Origin of the sequence: Catellatospora bangladeshensis (assembly GCF_016862575.1) — a bacterium.
GTDB lineage: Bacteria > Actinomycetota > Actinomycetes > Mycobacteriales > Micromonosporaceae > Catellatospora > Catellatospora bangladeshensis.
In genome coordinates this window covers 24,674-45,151 of sequence record NZ_BONF01000010.1, presented here as the reverse complement: position 1 = coordinate 45,151, position 20,478 = coordinate 24,674, and the positions used below count along the sequence as shown (strand labels likewise).

Sequence of the window (20,478 nt, the reverse complement as noted above, 5' to 3'; positions counted from 1 at the left end):
ACCGCGCGCCACACGTTTTGTGCGGATAGAAGCCGGGAACGACATTTTTCGTACATGATGACAAAGCGCCTCCGCCCGATCGCGGCGGAGGCGACGGGGATGGCGATCATGGGGCAGATGCAGTACGACCCGTGGCACGCCGCGCTGCTGGACCTGCTGCACCTGATCCAGCGCGCGCAGGGCGACGAGGTGGCGGCCAGCGTGAGTGCCGCGCTGCGCCCGCTCGGCCTGGAGATCACCTGCTACCTGGTCGACGAGGAGCAGGTGCATCTGCACCCGCTGCCCGAGCCCGGCAAGCCGCTGCCCGAGCCGCTCGGCGTCGACGGCACCCTGCCCGGCCGCGCCTTCACCACCGTGAACACGCATCACGCCACCGCGCCCGGCGGCGCCGCCAGGCTGTGGGTGCCGCTGATCGACGGCACCGAGCGGCTCGGCGTCGCCGACCTGGTGATCCACCGGGAGGACTGCGACGTCGCCGCGCTGCAGGAGTGGTGCGAGAGCTACGTCAACCTGGTCGGTCACCTGATCGCCGTGAAGATGCCGTACGGCGACTCGCTCAACCGGGTCCGCCGGACCCGCCGCATGTCGGTGGCGGGGGAGCTGCTGCTGGCGTCGCTGCCGCCGCAGACCTTCACCACGGACCGGCTGGTGATCAGCGCGATCCTGCAGCCGCACTACGACGTCGGCGGAGACGCGTTCGACTACGCCCTCGACGACTCGAGCGCCTGGTTCGCGGTGCTGGACGGCATGGGCCGGGGTCTGTCGGCGTCGCTGCTGACGACGGTGACGCTGGCGGCGTTGCGCGCGGCCCGACGCGCCGGTTTCGGTCTTTACGCGGCCGCGCGCGAGGCCGAGCGCACGCTGATGCAGCAGTTCGGCGACAAGTCGTTCGTCACCGCCGTGCTGTGCGAGCTCGACCTGGACAGCGGCCGGATGCGCTACGTGAACGCCGGGCACCCGTTTCCGCTGCTGCTTCGCCGCCACCAGGCGGTCCGCGAGCTGACCGGCGGCCGGCGGCTGCCGTTCGGGCTCTCCGGTGGCGAGCCGGTGCCGGGCGAGGAGGTGCTGGAGCCGGGTGACCGGCTGCTGCTGTACACCGACGGGGTGGTCGAAGCCCGCAACACCGCGGGTGAGGTGTTCGGCGTGGAGCGGCTCGTGGACTTCACCGAGCGGGCCGCGCAGGCGGACACGCCCGCGCCGGAGACGCTGCGCGGGCTCGCCCACCGGGTGGCGGCGTTCCAGCAGGGGCCGCCGCGCGACGACGCCACGCTGATGCTGCTGGAATGGTCGGCCGAGGCGGCCCGCCGGGCGCGGCTGTGAGTGCCCCTACCCGGACACCAGCTCCAGCATCATCTTGACCTGGGCGGTGCGGGAGGAGTCGACGCGCGTGGCGAACTCCAGCACCTGCGGGTTTGCGCCGCCGGACAGCTCCAGCCGGGCGTACTCGACGGCCTGGTGCTGGTGGCCGATGAGCAGGTTGAGCAGGACCTGATCGAAGTCGGCGTCCTTGGCCGCGCGCAGCGCCTTGACCTCCTCGGCGCCGGTCGCGGGCAGCCCGCCGTGCGCGGCGTGCACGTCGGGGTTCGCGTCGGGGACGAGCGGCTCCTGCCAGCCCGTGAGCCAGCCCTGCACCGTCTTCAGCTCGTCGGCCTGGGTGACGTCCATCGCGGCGGCGAGGTCGCGCACCTGCTGGTTGCGGCTGCGCTCGGCGGCGACCTTGAGCAGCTCGGCGGCCGGGGCGTACTGCGCGGCCATCATCTGCAGGAACATCACGTCGGTGGCGTTGTGGCCGCCGGACTCGTTCACGGCGGGCGGCGCGGACCCGGCCGGGGAGGCGGCCGGAGCCGGGGCGGTGGCCACCCCGGGCGGCGCGTCGCACCCGGCGAGCAGCGCGGCGACGGCGGCCAGGGCCAGAAAGCGCTTCAACGTCTCTCCTCGACGGTGAGGTGGGGACCCCGGCTCGCGGTCCGGGCGGCCGCGAGCCGGGTGGGCGGTGCTAGATGCGCTGCCAGAGCGCGGGGGTGGTGGACGGCTCCCAGCCGGCGAGCGCGGTGTGCGCCTGCAGGCAGCGGTAGGTCGCCCCGCCGTAGGTCACGGTCGCGCCCACGGCGTAGTACGTGCCGGCCGCCCAGGTCCCGCCGGGGTTGGTCGGCGGGGTGGGCGACGGCGGCGGAGGCGTGGGGGAGGGCGGCGGCGGAGTCGGGGTGCCGCCCCCGCCACCACTGCCGACCTGCAGGTCCACGCAGGAGTAGAACGCCATCGCGGTGTCGTAGACGTTCCACCGGGCCAGCACGGTGAACCGGCCGGTGCGTCCGCCCAGGCTCACGTTGTGCGAGACCGTCGCGCCAGGCTGGGCGCCGTTGTCGTTGAACACCGCGATGCGGGTGCTCCCGACGAAGTACTCCCAGGTGCTGGTGCGGTGGCGGGCGGTGAGCACCCAGTTGAACGAGACGTTGTTGCCGACGGAGGTGGCCGGCCAGTTCTTGGTGTTGTCGTTGAGCACCGCGAACCGGCTGCCGCCGCCGTTGCACTGCATGGAGCCCTTGGGGGCCTCCACGCTCTGCGGCTCCCACACGATGTCACCGCAGCCGGTGACTCTGCCCTGGGCACACATCGCCTGCCGGCTCGGCGGGTTGGAGATGTAGCCGTGGGCGCTCGCGGGGGTGGCGACCAGACCGGACGCCAGGACGGTGAAGATGGACAGGACGGGTAGGACGATCCGTTTTCTCATGGCTCCTCCTCGCTTGCACGCGGGATGGACCGACCGGGCGAGCGCCGGTGTCGTGAGAGGAGACATCGACGCTCGTTCACGGAAACATAAAATAAACAGTCCTAACTGTAAATACGGTTAACTGAGATCTGGCTTAAAATTGGCATAGAAGAGGAGCCCACACCGCGTCGCGGTGTGGGCTCCCGTCTGTACGTCTCAGCCCGCCAGGTGGCCCCAGCGGCCCTCCAGCTCCTCCCAGGAGCCCTGCGCGGTGACCGCACCGTTGATCAGCACGACTACCCGGTCGGCCTGCACCAGCGCGGCCCGCTTCGAGGTCGAGCCGACCACCGTCACCCCGTGCGCGCGCAGCGCCTGCCACAGCTGCAGCTCCGTCGTCACGTCCAGGGCGGACGATACGTCGTCGGCGATCAGCAGCTCGGTGCCCGGCGCCAGCGCGCGGGCCAGCGCCAGCCGCTGCAGCTGGCCCCCGGACAGCCGGGTGCCCTTGTGCCCGATCAACAGCTCCATGCCGCTGCCCGCGGCCGCCAGGTCGTGCTCCAGCTGCGCCGTGGCCACCGCGGCGGCGGCGTCCACGTCGTGGCCCAGCTGGATGTTGTCGCTGACCGTGCCGGACAGCACCCGCGGCAGCTGGGCGACGTAGCCGACCTGGTTGGGGCGCAGGAACAGCTCCGGATCGGTGATCCGGTCGCCGTTCCACCGCAGGTCGCCGTCGTGGTGCACGATGCCGGCCAGCGCCCGCAGCAGCGACGACTTGCCCGCGCCGACGGGGCCGACCACCAGCACCAGGTCACCGCGCTCGACGGTGAGGTCGACGCCGCGTACGCCCACCGTGCCGTCCTCGTGCACCGCGCTGAACCCGGCCAGGTCCAGCCGTCGCAGCGGGTGCCGGGGTGCGGCCACCGGACCGGGCGCCGTGCCCGCCGACATGTCGACGCCCGGCACGGAGGTGGAGTAGCCCGCCACGCCCGCCATCGCCACGGTGCGCTTGGTCCACACCCGGGCCGACGGCAGCTGCGACACCAGCGAGGCGGTGGTCCACGCGAACCAGCGCGCCGAACCCAGCGTCGAGATCGCGACCAGCGTCGCACCCGCGCCCAGGTCACCGGCCATGAACAGGGCCCACACGCCGATCGGGAGCAGGCCGGACAGCAGCGCCGGGGTCGAGCGCGCCCAGACCTGCGTCGAGATCTCACGCCGCTGCCGCTCGCTGCGCGCGGTGTCCAGCCGGGCCAGCTCGGCCAGCACCGGCCGGGTCGCCCCGGCCAGCTTCACGGTGCGCGCCGACGACAGCGACGACACCAGGAACGTGGCGAACGCGGCCCGCGCCGCGACCGTGTGCGCGGCCGAGCGTTTCAGCACCGGCGCGAAGATCAGCGCGGTCAGGCCCGACAGCAGCATCGTGCCCGCGAAGAACAGCGCGGGCACGATCGAGCCGGACACCAGCGTCATCGTCACGATCACGAACACCGACAGCGACTGGTCGACCAGGTTGTCGGCCAGCAGCACCACCCGTTCGGTGTCGCCGCCCTGCGCCACCACCTCCGCCGGGGTGTGCTTGCTGATCCGGCGCGGCCCGGTCTGCCCGTGCACCAGGCGTACGTTGATGCGCAGCATCTGGCGCACCCACCACTCCGGGTAGCGCACACCGGCGAAGTAGCCCGCCGGAGTGGTGATCATCAGGCCGGCGGCGATGCCCAGCGCGGGCCACCACGGGTTGCCGACGCCGTCGACCAGGTCCGACCACAGCCACGGCAGCACCGTGCCGTCCAGGCCGAACAGCAGCATGATCGCGAACATCGCGACGCCGAACAGGCCGAACCGGGCGTCGTTGACGGTCAGCCGGTAGATCTCGCGCAGCGTGCGCACCTTCGGCGTGTCCGGCAGCGGCGGCGGGTCCGACCTGGGCGCCGCCGTCAGCTCGGTCTCGTCGCCGATGCCGCCGCGGGCCGCTTCGGCACCGCCGCGCCGTCCCGTGCCGGGCGCCGCCTCGGCGGCGGCCGCCAGGCCGTACGCCCCGGCCAGCACCAGCTCGCCGTCGGCGGTGTCGGCCCGGCTGCTGGCCAGCAGCTCGGCGAAGCGCTGTGACTCGGACAGCGGCCCGGCCTCGACCACCCGGCCGTCGGCCAGCACCACGACCTCGTCGCAGGAGCGCACCGAGGACAGCCGGTGCGCGATGACGATGCCGATCCGGCCGCGCAGCAGCCGCTCGGCGGCCTGCTGCACCCGCCCCTCGGTCACCGGGTCCATCCGGGCGGTGGCCTCGTCGAGGATCACCACCTGCGGGTCGCGGACCAGGATGCGGGCGAACGCCACCAGCTGCTCCTGGCCCGCGGACAGCTTCTGCCCGCCCTCGCCGAGCCGGGTCGCCAGGCCGTCGGGCAGGCTCTGCACCCAGGACGACAGCCCCAGCTCCGCCAGCGCGGGCCCGGCCGCGTCCAGCAGCTCCGGGTCGAACAGGGCGATGTTCTCGGCCAGCGTGCCGGCCAGGATCTCGGTGCGCTGCGGCACGATCGCGGTCCACCGGCGCAGCTGCTCGACGTCCAGGTCGAGCAGGTCCACGCCGCCCAGGAACACCGCGCCGCGCGGCACGTCCACCGACCGGGTCAGCACCTTGGCCAGCGTCGACTTGCCCGAGCCGGTGCGGCCGACGATCGCGTACGACCGTCCCGGCGCGAAGGTCAGGTCAAGCTCGTGCAGCACGGGGCGGCGCCGGTCGGCCGCGTAACTGAAGGTCAGCCCGCGCACCTCCAGCCGCCCGGCACGCGGGGCGCCGCCGCCCGTGGGCTCCTGCGGCACGTCGCGCAGCAGCTGCACCCGGGCCCACGCGCCCAGCGCGTACTGCACCTCCGGCAGCATACGGCTGACCTGTTCGACCGTGCCGCCGAAGGCGATGGACAGCAGCCACACGGCGGTCAGCTGCGCCGCGCCGATCTGCCCCGCGGCCAGCGCCCACACGCCGCCGAGCACCATCAGCGCGATGCCGGCCCGGGTCACCCCGGACGCGATCGTGGTCACCCGCGACGACATCCGCCAGACGCGGCGGCCGCGCCGCAGCACCTCGCCGGTGCGCGCGGCGACCAGGCGCAGCACGTACGGGCGGCCCAGGCTGGTGCGTACGTCGTCCTGGCCGTGCACGGCCTCCTCGGTGACCGCGGCCAGGTCCGACCAGGCCTCCTCCTCGTCCATGCGGGCGGGGCCGATGGCCGCCGTCGACCTGCGCAGCCCGGTCGCCAGCGCACCGGTCAGCAGCAGCATGACCAGGCCCGCGGGCCACCACACCACGAACGCGGTGACCAGCGAGAGCACCGCCACCGCGGCCGACTGCACGATGCGCACGCCGTTGCCGCGCAGCTGCGAGCCCACCTGGTAGACGTCGCTGTCGATGCGGTCGAGCAGCTCGCCGACCGGGGTGCCCTCCAGCGCGGGCAGCGACTGCCCGAACGCGACCTTGCACAGCCTGCGCCGCACGTCGGCCGCCCAGTCCGCGGTGATGCGCGACATGAGCAGGCCCAGCGAGAGATCGCCGAGCACGACCACGGCCAGCGCCACGGCCAGCGCGGCGAACCCCGGACCGGACCGGTCCACCAGCACGGAACCGGCCAGGGGAGCGGACACCGCGGCCGCGGCCGCACCGGCCGCGATGAGTAACAGGACTAGCGCGGTACGGCGTGGCGACGTGGCCCACAGGTCACGGAACAGACGCATCGGGGGCCCCTTGCACGTGGTTTGAACTGGTCACCAGCATGCAAGGCGGCGTGGGTGGGCCTCAACACAATTACGGGGCCGGCCCCGTGGTGATCACCACAGGCCGCGGCCGGTCACGGCGCGGGCGGCAGCTTCGCCAGCAGCCCGAGGAACGCACCCGGATGGATGATGGGCACGCGGTGCCGCCGGGCCTGCCGCGCCTTGCCCGACATGGTGTCCGGGTCCGCCGCGACCAGCAGCCGGGTGGTGCGGGTGACCCCGCGCCCGACGGCCAGGCCCGCCGCGCGGGCGCGTTCCTCCCACAGCTCCCGGGGTTCGGCGGTCTGCCCGGTGAACACGACCGTGTCGCCCGGCAGCAGCTGGAACGCGGGCGCCGGCAGCGGCCGGGTGCTGCGCCGGTGCGCCGGGTCCGGCGCGGGGTCCAGGACCGCCGCCACGTCGGCGCGGGTGAGGCCGAGCAGCGTGGCGACGGTGTGCAGGTCGGCGCGTTCGATGTCGGTCACGGTGCCGTCGTCGCGCGCTTCGGCGGCGAGCGCGTGCAGGTAGACCCGGTGCAGGTCGAGCACCTCGGCCCGGCTGAGGCCCAGCTCCCCAGCGGCCTCGACCAGCGCGTCCGCCTCCATGGTGGAGACGTGCCGGTCGAGCAGCGCGTGGTCGAGCAGGGACAGGTACGTGTCGGCCTGCGGCGGCGAGGCCACCCGCGGCAGCCGGTCGATGAGCCGGGCCAGGAAGTGCTCCTCGACCTCGTGCCGGTGCCGCCGCTGCATCGGCAGCACGTCCGCCTCGGGCAGGTCCGGCCAGGTCAGCGTGGCAGCGTCGAGGACCAGCTGCTGCCAGGGCGGCGGGGCGCCGACCCGGTGCAGGTATCGCGAGAGCAGCCCCGCGGCGGCGCGTGCGTCGTCCAGCGCGCTGTGCGCCCGGTGCTGCGGGATGCCCGCGGCCAGGCAGCAGTCGCGCAGGCTGCGGCCCGCGTTGGGCAGCAGCTGCGCGGCCAGGTTCATGGTGCACAGCCCGTACTCCCGGCCGACCGGGGCCGAAAGGCCGAGCCGGGCGTACTCGGCGACCAGGAAGGCCGCGTCGAAGGCGAGGTTGTGCGCCACCACGACCCGGTCGCGCAGCAGCAGGCTGATCCGGCCGGCGAGGTCGGCGAAGACGGGTGCGCGCCGGGCCTCGGCGGCGGTGATGCCGTGCACGTGCTGCGGTCCGAGGTCGCGTTCGGGGTTGACCAGGCTGCACCAGTCGCCGGTGATGCGCCCGGCCGCGTCGACGTGCACGATCGCGATCTCGCAGATGCGGTCGTGCCAGGTCGTGCGCAGGCCGGTGGTCTCGACGTCGATCACCGCGTACATGCCGTCACCTCTGCTGTGCCGTGGTCCGCGTCCTCACGGTAGGTCCTGGCGGATACCGCCGGGCTCGGCCGAAGGCACCCGCCCCCATCCGCCGTCCCGGGGACGCCGGGCCGTGCGGAGCCCGGACCCGAACAATAGTCCTATGAGGACCCGGATTCGATCATCCGCGCCGGGCGGCTCGCCGGGCCTGGCCCGCCAGCTGCTGCGCGAGGTCGAACCGGGTCAGGCCGTCGTATCTGACCTGGATCGCGACTGCGCGGCCGGGCAGCCGCACGTGCGCGGTGTCGCGGGGGAGCGCGGTCAGGCGCCCGGCGTCCTCCCCGCCCGGGGCTTCGTGTACGAGCACGCAGTGCAGCCGGGGCTCGGTCGCCGGTATCCCGCACGGCACGTAGCCGTATGTCCGCACGCCAGGTGCATCGACGGTGCGGGTGCCGAGGTAGCTCAGCAGCGCCAGCACCCCGCCGCCCAGCCCGCCCACGGCGCCGGCGGCCAGCGCGATCCGGCCGGTGGTCGTCCAGGGCCCCGGCGCGGCGATGTTTACGACGAGGAACAGCAGGAACGCCGACACGATGCCGGTCCACAGCAGGTAGAGGGCGATGCTCCAGGGGGCCTGGCCGGACCAGCCGCCGCGCGGGTAGCGGATCGACACCGTACGCGGCGTGCCGTGGCGGGACCAGACCTCGGCCCGGTGCCGGCGGCGCTCGTCGCGTACGCCGATGACCAGGCCGACCAGGCTCAGGGCGACCAGGGCGAGCGCACCGGCGAGCTGCAGTGCATCCATACCCGGAAATGTGTCACAGTCGCGCACGGCCGCCGCCCGGTTAGGCTGGGCGGATGACCGATGGGGACGGTGCCTTCCGGTTGCGGCCCGCGCGGGCGGACGACGCGGCGGCGGTGGCGGCGATTTGGCGGGACGGCTGGCGCGACGGGCACCTCGGCCACGTGCCCGAGGAGCTGGTGGCGATCCGCACCGCGGAGTCGTTCGGCGTGCGCGCCGCGCAGCGGGTCGCCGACACCACGGTCGCCGAGGTGGACGGCGCGGTCGCCGGGTTCATCGTGGTGCACGGCGACGAGGTCGAGCAGGTGTACGTCAGCGCGGCACACCGCGGCAGCGGCGTCGCCGGGGCGCTGCTTGCCGAGGCCGCCCGGCAGGTCAGGGCGAACGGGCACGCCCGCGCCTGGCTGGCGGTGGCCGCCGGCAACGCCCGCGCCCGCCGCTTCTACGCCCGCGAGGGCTGGACCGACGAGGGCGCCTTCGACTACCCGGCGCACACCTCCGGCGGGCCCGTCCCGGTGCCCTGCCACCGCTTCGCCCGCCAGGTCTGACCGCTCACGCGGGTCCAATGTGGCTGCATACCCGACGGCCGCGAGGTGCCGGTGCTGGTGGCGTGTCGATTTAAGTGATCTTTAAGTGATGTCGCCTTGACGGGGCAGTGACGTCTACCTATGGTGGGCAATCGTAAGTTAGTTTTCCTATCAGTCCGGTTCGGACCCCTCCGAAGCCCCCGTGGAGGCGCGTATGTCTCGCAAACTCAGATCCGTCCTCGCCGCAGGCGCGGTGACCGCCCTGGCGGCGCTGTCGCTCGCCGTCGCGGTCAGCACCGCCGGTGCGGCCGGGACACCGACCGCCACCTTCACCAAGGTGTCCGAATGGGGCTCCGGGTTCGAGGGCCGCTACACCATCGTGAACGGCGGCACGACGACGCTGAGCACCTGGCAGGTCTCGTTCACCCTGCCCACCGGGACCACCATCAGCTCGCACTGGGACGCCACCCGCTCCGGTAGCGGCCAGCAGGTCGTCTTCGGCAACGTCGGCTGGAACGGCAACGTCGCCCCGGGCGCCACGGTCACCTTCGGCTTCATCGGCGTCGGCGCGGGCAGCCCCAGCGGCTGCCTGCTCAACGGCCAGCCGTGCGCGGGCGGCACCCAGCCCAGCCCTTCCGCGTCGTCGCCGCGCCCGCCGTCGCCCTCGGCCTCGCCGTCCCGGCCGCCGTCGCCGTCGGCCTCGCCCTCACGCCCGCCGTCGCCGTCCCCGTCGGCCAGCCCCAACCCCGGCACCCCCGTGGCCGCCAACGGCCAGCTGCGGGTCTGCGGCCGCCAGCTGTGCAACAAGAACGGCAAGGCGATCCAGCTGCGCGGCATGAGCACGCACGGCATCCAGTGGTACTCGAGCTGCGCCACCGCCGCCTCGCTGTCCGTGCTGGCCAGCGAGTGGCAGGCAGACGTGCTGCGCATCTCGATGTACATCCAGGAGGGCGGCTACGAGACCGACCCGCGCCGCTACACCGACATGGTGCACAACTACATCGAGCTGGCCACCGCGCGCGGCATGTACGCCATCGTCGACTGGCACATGCTCGACCCCGGCGACCCGAACTACAACCTGGCCCGCGCCAAGACCTTCTTCACCGAGATCGCGCAGCGCCACGCGAACAAGGTCAACGTGCTCTACGAGATCGCCAACGAGCCCAGCGGCGTCAACTGGTCCAGCATCAAGAGCTACGCCGACCAGCTCATCCCGGTGATCCGGGCGCAGGACGCGGAGGCCGTCGTGCTCGTCGGCACCCCCGACTGGTCCTCGCTCGGCGTGTCCGGCAGCGGCGGCGGCGTCTCCACCATCGCGGCGAACCCGGTCGCGGCCGGCAACGTCATGTACGTCTTCCACTTCTACGCCGCCTCGCACGGCGACGCCTACTACAACACGTTCGCCCAGGCGATCGACACCCTGCCCATGTTCGTCACCGAGTTCGGCACCCAGGAGTACACCGGCGACGGCCCGAACAACTTCACCATGTCCCAGCGCTACCTGGACCTGATGGCCGCCAAGAAGGTCAGCTGGACGAACTGGAACTTCTCCGACGACTTCCGCTCCGGGGCCGTCTTCACCTCCGGCACCTGCTCGGCCGGCGCCTTCTCCGGCACCGCCCGCCTCAAGCCCGCCGGCGCCTGGGTCCGCGACCGCATCCGCACCCCCGACGACTTCTGAGAAGGAAGGGCACCTTCTTAACGTAATACGTAGTAGAAGGTGCCCTTCTTAACCCTCGTCGTCCGCGAGCAGCTGGTACAGGACATGGTCCCGCCAGACGCCCGCGATCCGCAGGTACTTCGGGGCCATGCCGATGCGTACGAACCCGTTGCGCTCCAGCACCCGCCGCGAGGCGAGGTTGTGCGGCATGGCCCCGGCCTGGATCCGGTGCAGCCCTTCCTCCCCGAAGGCCACCTGCTTCATCAGCGCCACGGCCGCGCTCGCCACACCCCGGCCGTTGACGTCCTGGCTCACCCAGTAGCCGAGGTGGCTGTTCAGGAACGGGCCGCGCACGATGTCGTTCAGGTTGATCCGGCCCACCACCCGGCCGTCCAGCTCGATCACGTGCGGCACGACCTCGCCCAGCGCGTGCCGCCGCAGCGCGACGCGGACCACCTCCGCCTGCCCCTCCTCGGTGAACCACCCCTCCGGCCGGATCGGCTCGAACGGGGTGAGGAACTCCAGGTTCACCCGGTACAGCTCGGCGATCGCGGGTACGTCGTCCATGGTGACGAGGCGGGTGGTGACACTCATACCCTCATGATCGCAAAACGGCCCGCGGCGGCCCGCACCGCACCGGCGGGATGATCGTCAAGGATGTCGATGCCTTCGGTCGCACAAACTGCCCGATTAACGTCGGGGGTGACAGCCATCATCGAAGGATGCTGGAGAAGCTGGACAGCGTCGGCTGGAGCGGTTTGACGCACGCCTACGGCACGGCCGAGGAGATCCCCGCGTTCATCGCCGCGCTGCGCTCGCCGGACGCCGAGGTGCGGGCCGAGGCGCTGGACGAGCTGTGGAGCTGCCTGCTGCACGAGGGCCTGCGCTTCGAGGCGGACGCGTACGCGGTGCCGTTCCTGGCCGATCTCGCCGTCGACCCGGCGACCGCCGACCGGCCGGTGATCCTGCACCTGCTCACCGCGATGGCGATCGGCTCCGACCACCCGTACCTGGTCACCGGCTTCCCGATCGGGCGGCTGCGCCCCTCGCCGGACGCCGTCGACGAGTCCTGGCACCTGCTCTACAGCGAGTGGAGCGGCCGGACGTACGACGGCCGCGCCCCCGAGGGCAGCGCGGAGCTGCGGGTGTACGACGCGGTCCGCGTCGAGGTGCCGCGCATCGTGCCGCTGCTGGCCGATCCGGACGGCGCCGTGGCCGAGGCGGCGGCGTACCTGCTGGCCTGGTTCCCCGAGCAGGCCCGCACCACGGTCGGGCCGCTGGTGGACGCGGCGTTCCGCGGCGGGCTGCGCCGCGACGCGCGGGTGAGCGCGCTGCTGGCGGCGGGGCTGGCCGCGCGGACCCCCGGACCCGCTCTGTCGGCGGGGCTGGAGCTGCTGTCCGACCCGGACGGGGAGGTGCGCTGGGCGGCGGCCGCCTCGTGGGCGCTGGCCTGCGGCGCCGCCGCACCGGAGGAGGTGCGGGTGGTGCTGCGGACCCGCGCCGAGGTCCGGTCCGACCACGACGAGCCGTGGCTGGCGCCGTGGGGTATGCGGCGGGCCGAGTGGTCGGTGCGGCTGCTGGAGCGCATCGGCGACCCGGCCGGCGCGGAGATCCGGCGCAGGCTGGTCGAGGCGGCGACGGCGCAGCCGCGGTCCGGGGGCTGGGCCGAGCACCTGGCCGAGCCGTTCTACCTGGCGTTCGGCGACGACGAGCGGACGGGGCGGGTGCCGTTCGAGCGGCTGACGCCCGCGCAGTCATGGCTGGTCGAACACCTCGCGGGGCATCCGGAGATGTTCACGGCGGACGGCGAGCAGCTCGACGACCTGCTGCGCTGGTACGGGCTGCCGACCGGGCACGGGCTGCTCGCGGCGTACGCCTCGGCGCGCTGAGCAACGCGCCCGGAGGCGGGCGGCGCCGTCGTGCGAAAGGGTTTCGGGCAGGCGCGCGGACGCTCTTGACACTCGAAATGTTATCGCTAACATGCTTGTAACACGGAGCCGGTCACCGATGTGGTGCCGTTGCGCCGCCATGCTCAGCAGTAGCGAAACCGACCCAGGAATGTGAGCGCTCACATCACTGTCTGTGAACGCTCACACGCCGACCGGCCGTCCCCGGGCAACTCCCGTCGGAATAGGAGCGATATGAAGATCGCAAAACTGGCCGCCGCCGCGGTGGGCCTGCTTCTCGCCACCGGCCTCGCCGCCTGTGGCTCCAGCACCAAGACCGGCGACCAGCAGCCGGGCGGTGACGGCAAGACGCTCGTGGGCGTCACGATGCCGACCCGCTCCTCCGAGCGCTGGATCCACGACGGAGACAACCTGAAGTCCCAGCTGGAGGCGCTCGGCTACGCGGTGGATCTGCAGTACGCCGAGAACGACATCCCGACCCAGGTGAACCAGCTCGAGAACCAGATCACCAAGGGCGCGAAGCTGCTGATCATCGCCTCGATCGACGGCACCGCCATCACCACCCAGCTGCAGCAGGCGGCCGACAAGAAGATCCCGGTCATCGCGTACGACCGCCTGATCCGCAACTCGCCGAACGTCGACTACTACGCCACCTTCGACAACTACAAGGTCGGCGTGCAGCAGGCGACCTCGCTGCTGGTCGGCCTCGGCCTGAAGAAGGCGGACGGGTCCGACGGCACGGCGAAGGGCCCGTTCAACGTCGAGCTGTTCGCCGGCTCGCCGGACGACAACAACGCGACGTTCTTCTTCAACGGCGCGATGGACACGCTCAAGCCGTTCATCGACAAGGGCACCCTGGTGGTCAAGAGCGGCCAGACCGACTTCAAGACCGTCGCGATCCTGCGCTGGGACCCGGCCACCGCGCAGAAGCGCATGGAGGACCTGCTCACCAAGACCTACGCCAAGGGCGACAAGGTGCACGGCGTGCTGTCGCCGTACGACGGCCTGTCCATCGGCATCCTGTCGGCGCTCAAGAGCACCGGCTACGGCACCGCGGGCCAGCCGTACCCGATCGTGACCGGCCAGGACGCCGAGGTCGCCTCGGTCAAGTCGATCATCGCGGGTGAGCAGTACGCCACGATCTACAAGGACACCCGTGAGCTGGCGAAGGTCACCGTGAAGATGGCCGACGCGGTGCTCAAGGGCGGTAAGCCCGAGGTGAACAACACCAAGGACTACGACAACGGCACCAAGGTCGTGCCGTCGTACCTGCTCGAGCCGGTGATCGTCTACAAGGACAACTACGAGGCGGCTCTGATCACCACCGGCTACTACACCGCGGACCAGCTCAAGTAGTGACCGCGCGCCCGGCCGGTGCGATCCGGCCGGGCGCCCTGTCCCGTCCCGAGGAGGGCGACCTTGACCGACGTGATCCTGCAGATGCGGGGCATCACCAAGACGTTCCCCGGGGTCACCGCCCTCGACGACGTCAACCTCACGGTGCGCCGGGGCGAGATCCACGCGGTCTGCGGGGAGAACGGCGCCGGCAAGTCCACCCTGATGAAGGTGCTGTCCGGGGTGTACCCGCACGGCTCCTACTCCGGTGAGATCGTCGTCGACGGTCAGCCGTGCACCTTCGGCGGCATCCGGGACAGCGAGCGCCTCGGCATCGTGATCATCCATCAGGAGCTGGCCCTGTGCCCGAACCTGTCGATCGCGGAGAACATCTTCCTCGGCAACGAGCGCGCCCCCCGCGGTCTGGTGGACTGGAACCGCACCAACGCCGAGGCCGCCGAGCTGCTGCGCCGGGTGGGCCTGGACGAGAACCCCACCACGCCGTCCATGGACCTCGGCGTCGGCAAGCAGCAGCTGGTCGAGATCGCCAAGGCGCTGTCCAAGCGGGTGCGGCTGCTCATCCTGGACGAGCCGACCGCCGCGCTCAACGACCAGGACTCCGCACATCTGCTGAACCTGCTGCGCGGCCTGCGGGACCAGGGCATCACCTGTGTGATCATCTCGCACAAGCTGAACGAGATCGAGGCGATCGCCGACTCCACCACGATCCTGCGCGACGGGCGCACCATCGAGACGCTCGACATGGCGGCCGACGTCGTCACCGCCGACCGCATCATCGCCGGCATGGTGGGCCGGGACCTCGAACACCGGTTCCCCGAGCACGAGCCGCACATCGGCGAGGAGGTGCTGCGCATCGAGGACTGGACCGTGCACAGCCCCACCCAGCACGGGCGGGTGGTGGTGCGCGGAGCCAACCTGAGCCTGCGCCGGGGCGAGATCGTCGGGCTGGCCGGGCTGATGGGGGCCGGGCGCACCGAGCTGGCGATGAGTGTCTTCGGGCGCAGCTACGGCACCGGGATCTCCGGCCGCGTCTTCAAGCACGGGCGGGAGATCCAGCTCAAGAGCGTCGGCGACGCGATCGCGCACGGCATCGCGTACGCCACGGAGGACCGCAAACGCTACGGCCTGGTGCTGATCGACGACATCAAGCGCAACGTGTCCGCCGCCGCGCTGGGCAAGCTGGCCACCCGCGGCTGGATCCACGACAACGAGGAGTACCGGGTCGCCGAGGCGTACCGCACCGGCCTGAACATCAAGGCGCCGAACGTCTCGGCGGTCACCGGCAAGCTCAGCGGCGGCAACCAGCAGAAGGTCGTGCTGTCCAAGTGGCTGTTCACCGACGCCGACGTGCTCATCCTCGACGAGCCCACCCGGGGCATCGACGTGGGCGCCAAGTACGAGATCTACACGATCATCAACCAGATGGCCGACCAGGGCAAGGCTGTGCTGGTCATCTCCTCCGAGCTGCCCGAGCTGCTCGGCGTGTGCGACCGCATCTACGCGATGTCCGCCGGCCGGATCACCGGGCAGGTCACCCGCGCCGAGGCCACCCCGGAGCGGCTCATGCAGTACATGACCACGGTTAAGGAGCAGTGACCCCATGATCGGTGTCGACCCGACCGGCCCCGGCCCCGCGGTCGCGGTGGCGAAGCAGGCCGCGGCGCCGGACCGGTTCGGCGGCCGGCTGTTCTCGGCGAACCTGCGCCAGAACGGCATCTACATCGCGTTCGCGCTCATCATCGCGCTGTTCGCGGTGTGGACCGAGGGCGACCTGCTGGCGCCGCAGAACATCTCCAACCTGGTGGTGCAGAACTCCTACATCCTGATCCTCGCCATCGGCATGATCCTGATCATCATCGCCGGGCACATCGACCTGTCGGCGGGCTCGGTGCTCGCTGTGACCGGCGCGATCTCGGCCGTGCTCATGGTCGAGTACGACCTGCCCTGGCCGCTGGCGATTCTGATCACGCTGATCTGCGGCGGCCTGATCGGCGCCTGGCAGGGTTACTGGATCGCGTACTTCGGCATCCCGGCCTTCATCGTGACGCTGGCCGGGATGCTCGTGTTCCGCGCGCTGACCCTGGCCGTGCTCGGCAACCAGGGCATCGGGCCGTTCCCGGACGAGGTCCGCACGATCGCCAACGGCTTCATGCCGACGTACCTCGGCAACATCGGCCTCGGCCCGCTCGACGGCGCGGACCTGTTCACGCTGCTGATCGGGCTCGCCTTCGTGGCCGGCATCGTGGTCACGCAGTGGCGCGCCCGCGCCGGGCGGCAGCGCTACGGCCAGAGCGTCGAGCCGACCGCGCTGTTCGTCGCGAAGCTGGTCCTGGCCGCGGTCGTGGTGATGACCGTGATCGTGCAGCTGGCCCGGTTCAAGAACCTGCCCTGGGTGCTCGTGCTGCTCGCGGTACTGGTGCTGGCGTACTCGCTGCTGACCGACCGGGTGGTCTTCGGCCGTCACATCTACGCCATCGGCGGCAACCTCAACGCCGCGACGCTGTCCGGCATCAAGGTGAAGTCGGTGACGTTCTGGCTGTTCGTCAACATGGGCGTGCTGGCCTCGATCGCGGGCATCGTCTTCGCCGGACGGCTCAACCAGGCGGGTCCCACCGCCGGCAACGGCTTCGAGCTGGACGCCATCGCAGCCGCCTTCATCGGCGGCGCGGCCGTGCAGGGCGGTGTGGGCAGGGTGGTCGGCGCCATCACCGGCGGCCTCATCATGGGTGTGATCAACAACGGCATGTCGCTCATCGGCGCGCCGAGCGAGCGGGTCATGCTGTTCAAGGGCCTGGTGTTGCTGGCCGCGGTGGCGTTCGACGTGTTCGCCAAGCGGCGGGCCGGCGCCGGAAAGTAGGCTGCTCAGGAAGGGCGCCGTCCAACGCGATCGCGTTGGACGGCGCCCTTCTGCGTGCTCAGCGGCGGGTGGACCGGTCGCGGTCGGTCTCCTTGCGGGAGTGGGGGAGCAGGGAGCCGCCGCGGCGCTTGCGGATCAGGTTGGTGAGGTACGTCAGGGCGACCGCGAGCACGCCCATGTCGTCGAGGTAGATGGGGTCCGGCAGCAGGTCCACCGGGAAGATGGTGTAGATCAGCGCGCCCCAGAAGGCGATCTTGCCGCCCATGCCCAGCTCGCCGAGCATGCGCTTGGCCACGAACAGGCGTTTGCCCAGCTTGATCGCGCCGATGAGCGTGATGATGCCGACGATCGCGACGGCGACGCCGATGATGATCCAGGTATCCCGAGACACGCACGATTTCTACCCCGGCGGGCTCCCGGTAATCCAGCGGTCGTTCGGCCGCTTGTGCCGCGATACCCGGCGGTCCGGTCACCGGTCTCATCCGGATATGTCGCTACGACCAGCCTCGAATCGCCCGAACGTGGTGAACGCCGTTTCCGGCCGCGTCCGGTGGGGAATGCCTTCGCTGACAAGAAACCCTCACCGTCCGAAAGGAATACAGCCATGGACCTCGGAGAGGTGGCGACCGACACCCTGCGGTCGATCGCGCTGTTCCTGCCCAAGGCGCTGGCCTTCGTGGCGATCCTGTTCGTCGGGTGGCTCGTCGCCCGGGGCCTGCGCATGCTCACCGACAAGGGCCTCGAACGGGTCCGCTTCGACCGGCTCGCCGAGCGCGGCGGCGTCGCGGGCGTGCTGGCCCGGGGCGGCGTCGACGCCTCCGACCTGGTGGCGCGCCTGGTCTACTACGCGGTGCTGCTGTTCACGCTGCAGCTCGCATTCGGCATCTGGGGCCCGAACCCGGTCTCCGACCTGATCAACGCGGTCGTGGCGTGGCTGCCGCAGGCGTTCGTCGCGATCATCATCGTGGTCGTCGCCGCCGCCATCGCGTCCTGGGTCAAGGACCTGATCAGCAGCGCGCTGGGCGGCCTGTCGTACGGCCGGTTCCTGGCGACCACCGCGTCGGTGTTCATCGTCGGCCTCGGCGTGATCGCGGCGCTGAACCAGGTCGGCGTGGCCACCACGGTCACCACCCCGATCCTGATCGCGGTGCTGGCCACGATGGCGGGCATCCTCATCGTGGGTGTCGGCGGCGGCCTGGTCCGCCCGATGCAGTCGCGCTGGGAGGGCTGGCTCGACCGGGCCGGCCAGGAGTCGACCCGGGTCGCCGAGCACGCGCGCGCGTACGCCGCCGGCCAGTCCGACGCCTCGCAGATCATGTCGGCGCCGCAGACCGGCACCGTGTACCCGTCGCAGGCCGCCGGCGAGCGGCCGGCGTCCGCCGAGCCGACGGCGATCATCGAGCGCCCGGCGTCCGCCGAGGCGACGGCCTACCCGCAGGAGGCCGAGCGGGAGCCGCTGGTGCCCGGCTTCGACAGCGACCAGACGCAGCCGATCCCGGACCCGCGCCCGCGTCGCTGACGCGTGGTCGCCACCCCTGTGATCAAAGCTCCCTTCCTCCTGTTCCGGCAGTGGGAAGGGAGCTTTGATCACAGGTGGGTCCGGATGGCCATACCTCGGGCGGGTGGCACCGGTCGGGCAGCCTTCTCCGCTGTTCGGTCATATCGGGCGTTGAGCTGCTTTCTATCGATCGGTGCTCGCCTACGCTCGCCGCATGGACCACGGCCCCACCAGCCCCGAACTCGCCCGCCAGGTGCTCGACCGCTACGCCCGCGCGGTCGGCGACGCCGGACGTGCCGCCGCCGCGGCCGACCCCGGCGTGGCCGCGATGCTCGACCAGGCCACCGCGACCGTCGGCGACGCGCTCGACCCGAACCGGCGCCCGCCGCTGGTCGAGCTGGCCAGCTACGCCGACGGGCTGACCGACCGCGCCACCTCGCTGGGCTGGCGGATGCCGGACCCGACGACGGTCGACTGGCGGCGCGCCGACCAGATCACCTGGCGGCTGGTCGCCGTCTGCGAGCTGGCCACCGCGGTCCAGGACGAGGACGTCACCGCCGCCTGACCGGCGCGCGCACCCAACGTTTGCCTGCTGTTCGCCGGGGTGTGGGGTCGTTCGCCCGGCCCGTTAGACCGCACGGGTTTGCATGTCGAGGTCAACGACGTGAAGAAACCTCGAAGGCGGTTCTGCGTGAACACCCCTCTCTCCCGCCGTAACCTGCTGCGCGCCGGCACCCTCGGCGGCCTCGGCATCGCGTTCGCCGGCAGCGTGTCGGCCGTCGCCGGACCGGCGTACGCCCACCCGTCGGTCCCCGGCTACGGCCCGCTGATCCCGGACCCGGCCGGCATCCTCGCCCTGCCGGAGGGCTTCTCTTACAAGATCGTCGCACGTGCCGGGCAGACCCTGCTGGCCACCGGCGAGCCCACACCCGGCGACCCCGACGGCACCGCCTGCTTCGGCACCCGCCGCGGCTTCACCCTGGTCAACAACCACGAGATCGGCGGCTCCGAGCCGTTCGGCGTGCCCGCCCGGCCCGGCCTCACCTTCGACCCCGGCGCCCGCGGCGGCACCACCAACATCGACGTCGACCACGACGGCAACCGGATCCGCCAGTACGTCAGCCTCGCCGGCACGCACAACAACTGCGCCGGCGGCATCACCCCGTGGGGCACCTGGCTCACCTGCGAGGAGACGGAGCAGCGCAAGGGCGGGGTGTTCCAGCAGGACCACGGCTGGGTGTTCGAGGTCGACCCGTTCGACCAGGAGGCCAACTACGAGCCGGTGCCGCTGAAGTTCCTCGGCCGCTACGCACATGAGGCCGTCGCGGTGGACCCGAAGACCGACGAGATCTACCTGACCGAGGACGCGAGCGGCCCGAACGGGCTCTACTTCCGCTGGGTGCCGCCGAAGGGCTTCAAGGGCCGCGACGGCGCGCTGCGCAAGCTCGCGCTCAGCGAGGACGGCGACACCGCGGGCCGGCTCCAGGCGCTCAAGGCGACGCTGCACGGCGAGCACATCGCCGACCTGTCCGCCGCCACCGAGCCGGGCACCACGTACCAGGTGAGCTGGGTGGACGTGCCGGACCGGCTGGCCGCCACGGTCTCGGTGCGCAAGCAGTTCACCAACGACCAGGTCACCCGCGCCCGCAAGCTGGAAGGCCAGTGGTACGGCGACGGCGGCGTGTACTTCGTCTCCAGCTACGCCCGCCTCAGCGACGGCAGCCTGCACGAGCACGACGGCCAGGTGTGGTTCTACGACCCGAAGCGCGAGACCGTCGAGCTGAAGACGATCTTCGGGGTGAACCCGGACCCGTCCGTGGACGGCGCGTTCGACGGGCCGGACAACATCACGGTGTCGCCGTACGGCGGGATCATCCTCGCCGAGGACGGCGAGGGCCTGTCCCACCTGGTCGGCGTCAGCGACCGCGGGGAGACGTACGCGCTGGCCCGCAACGAGATCAGCGACAGCGAGTTCGCCGGGCCGACGTTCAGCCGGGACGGGCGGATCCTGTTCGCCGGCATCCAGGCCGACGGGCTCGTGCTCGCCATCACCGGCCCGTGGGGCCGCAAGGGTCACGGCCACGGGCACTGACCTGCCGTATGCCGCGCC

The 20,478-nt window shown here is 71.7% G+C and carries 18 protein-coding genes; 10 read left to right on the top strand and 8 right to left on the bottom strand.

The window, feature by feature from the left end; translation table 11 throughout:
• Window positions 1-54: 54 nt before the first annotated feature.
• Window positions 55-1,320 (top strand): PP2C family protein-serine/threonine phosphatase, encoded by a 1,266-nt coding sequence (locus Cba03nite_RS09490; RefSeq protein WP_203744291.1) that lies wholly within the window; start codon window positions 55-57, stop codon window positions 1,318-1,320.
• 6 nt (window positions 1,321-1,326) lie between these two features.
• On the opposite strand, the gene Cba03nite_RS09485 is transcribed toward Cba03nite_RS09490, so the two are convergent.
• The 5 genes from Cba03nite_RS09485 to Cba03nite_RS09465 form a co-directional block, all read right to left on the bottom strand.
• Window positions 1,327-1,926: a DUF305 domain-containing protein gene (locus Cba03nite_RS09485; RefSeq protein WP_203744288.1), complete on the bottom strand. Its 600-nt coding sequence runs from the start codon at window positions 1,924-1,926 to the stop codon at window positions 1,327-1,329.
• 70 nt (window positions 1,927-1,996) lie between these two features.
• Window positions 1,997-2,731: a lytic polysaccharide monooxygenase gene (locus Cba03nite_RS09480; protein ID WP_203744285.1), complete on the bottom strand. Its 735-nt coding sequence runs from the start codon at window positions 2,729-2,731 to the stop codon at window positions 1,997-1,999.
• Between the two features lie 195 nt (window positions 2,732-2,926).
• Window positions 2,927-6,436: an ABC transporter ATP-binding protein gene (locus Cba03nite_RS09475; protein WP_203744282.1), complete on the bottom strand. Its 3,510-nt coding sequence runs from the start codon at window positions 6,434-6,436 to the stop codon at window positions 2,927-2,929.
• 113 nt (window positions 6,437-6,549) lie between these two features.
• On the bottom strand, window positions 6,550-7,785 hold the full coding sequence (locus Cba03nite_RS09470) for an exonuclease domain-containing protein (RefSeq protein WP_203744279.1): 1,236 nt from the start codon (window positions 7,783-7,785) through the stop codon (window positions 6,550-6,552).
• A 160-nt stretch (window positions 7,786-7,945) separates the two neighbouring features.
• Complete coding sequence (locus tag Cba03nite_RS09465) at window positions 7,946-8,566, bottom strand: hypothetical protein (protein WP_203744276.1); 621 nt, start codon at window positions 8,564-8,566, stop codon at window positions 7,946-7,948.
• A gap of 53 nt (window positions 8,567-8,619) precedes the next feature.
• Between Cba03nite_RS09465 and Cba03nite_RS09460 the strand changes: the two genes are divergently transcribed.
• Window positions 8,620-9,111 carry a GNAT family N-acetyltransferase gene (locus tag Cba03nite_RS09460; RefSeq protein WP_203744273.1) on the top strand — a complete coding sequence of 164 codons (492 nt, stop codon included), beginning with the start codon at window positions 8,620-8,622 and terminating at the stop codon, window positions 9,109-9,111.
• Window positions 9,112-9,304: 193 nt separating this feature from the next.
• A complete protein-coding gene (locus Cba03nite_RS09455) occupies window positions 9,305-10,771 on the top strand; it encodes a cellulase family glycosylhydrolase (RefSeq protein WP_203744270.1) in 1,467 nt (488 codons plus the stop codon).
• 48 nt (window positions 10,772-10,819) lie between these two features.
• On the opposite strand, the gene Cba03nite_RS09450 is transcribed toward Cba03nite_RS09455, so the two are convergent.
• Window positions 10,820-11,344: a GNAT family N-acetyltransferase gene (locus Cba03nite_RS09450; RefSeq protein WP_203744268.1), complete on the bottom strand. Its 525-nt coding sequence runs from the start codon at window positions 11,342-11,344 to the stop codon at window positions 10,820-10,822.
• Window positions 11,341-11,466 (bottom strand): hypothetical protein, encoded by a 126-nt coding sequence (locus Cba03nite_RS40255; protein ID WP_275411568.1) that lies wholly within the window; start codon window positions 11,464-11,466, stop codon window positions 11,341-11,343. The genes Cba03nite_RS09450 and Cba03nite_RS40255 overlap by 4 nt, the downstream gene beginning before the upstream one ends.
• A 6-nt stretch (window positions 11,467-11,472) precedes the next feature.
• Between Cba03nite_RS40255 and Cba03nite_RS40250 the strand changes: the two genes are divergently transcribed.
• From Cba03nite_RS40250 to mmsB, 4 genes are all read left to right on the top strand, one after another.
• Window positions 11,473-12,639: a hypothetical protein gene (locus Cba03nite_RS40250; protein ID WP_203744265.1), complete on the top strand. Its 1,167-nt coding sequence runs from the start codon at window positions 11,473-11,475 to the stop codon at window positions 12,637-12,639.
• Window positions 12,640-12,891: 252 nt separating this feature from the next.
• Window positions 12,892-14,013 carry a multiple monosaccharide ABC transporter substrate-binding protein gene (gene chvE, locus Cba03nite_RS09440; RefSeq protein ID WP_203744262.1) on the top strand — a complete coding sequence of 374 codons (1,122 nt, stop codon included), beginning with the start codon at window positions 12,892-12,894 and terminating at the stop codon, window positions 14,011-14,013.
• 63 nt (window positions 14,014-14,076) lie between these two features.
• Entirely contained in the window at window positions 14,077-15,609 is a 1,533-nt protein-coding gene (mmsA, locus tag Cba03nite_RS09435) for a multiple monosaccharide ABC transporter ATP-binding protein (protein ID WP_203744259.1), read from the top strand.
• A gap of 4 nt (window positions 15,610-15,613) precedes the next feature.
• Window positions 15,614-16,870 (top strand): multiple monosaccharide ABC transporter permease, encoded by a 1,257-nt coding sequence (gene mmsB / locus Cba03nite_RS09430; RefSeq protein WP_203744256.1) that lies wholly within the window; start codon window positions 15,614-15,616, stop codon window positions 16,868-16,870.
• A 58-nt stretch (window positions 16,871-16,928) separates the two neighbouring features.
• Here mmsB and Cba03nite_RS09425 read toward each other — a convergent pair whose 3' ends face one another.
• Complete coding sequence (locus Cba03nite_RS09425; RefSeq protein ID WP_203744253.1) at window positions 16,929-17,261, bottom strand: DUF1232 domain-containing protein; 333 nt, start codon at window positions 17,259-17,261, stop codon at window positions 16,929-16,931.
• 213 nt (window positions 17,262-17,474) lie between these two features.
• Here Cba03nite_RS09425 and Cba03nite_RS09420 point away from each other — a divergent pair, with 213 nt between their 5' ends.
• From Cba03nite_RS09420 to Cba03nite_RS09410, 3 genes are all read left to right on the top strand, one after another.
• Window positions 17,475-18,389: a mechanosensitive ion channel family protein gene (locus tag Cba03nite_RS09420; protein WP_203744250.1), complete on the top strand. Its 915-nt coding sequence runs from the start codon at window positions 17,475-17,477 to the stop codon at window positions 18,387-18,389.
• Between the two features lie 193 nt (window positions 18,390-18,582).
• On the top strand, window positions 18,583-18,933 hold the full coding sequence (locus tag Cba03nite_RS09415; protein WP_203744247.1) for a DUF6401 family natural product biosynthesis protein: 351 nt from the start codon (window positions 18,583-18,585) through the stop codon (window positions 18,931-18,933).
• A 126-nt stretch (window positions 18,934-19,059) separates the two neighbouring features.
• Entirely contained in the window at window positions 19,060-20,460 is a 1,401-nt protein-coding gene (locus tag Cba03nite_RS09410) for an alkaline phosphatase PhoX (RefSeq protein ID WP_203744244.1), read from the top strand.
• The last annotated feature ends 18 nt before the right edge of the window (window positions 20,461-20,478 follow it).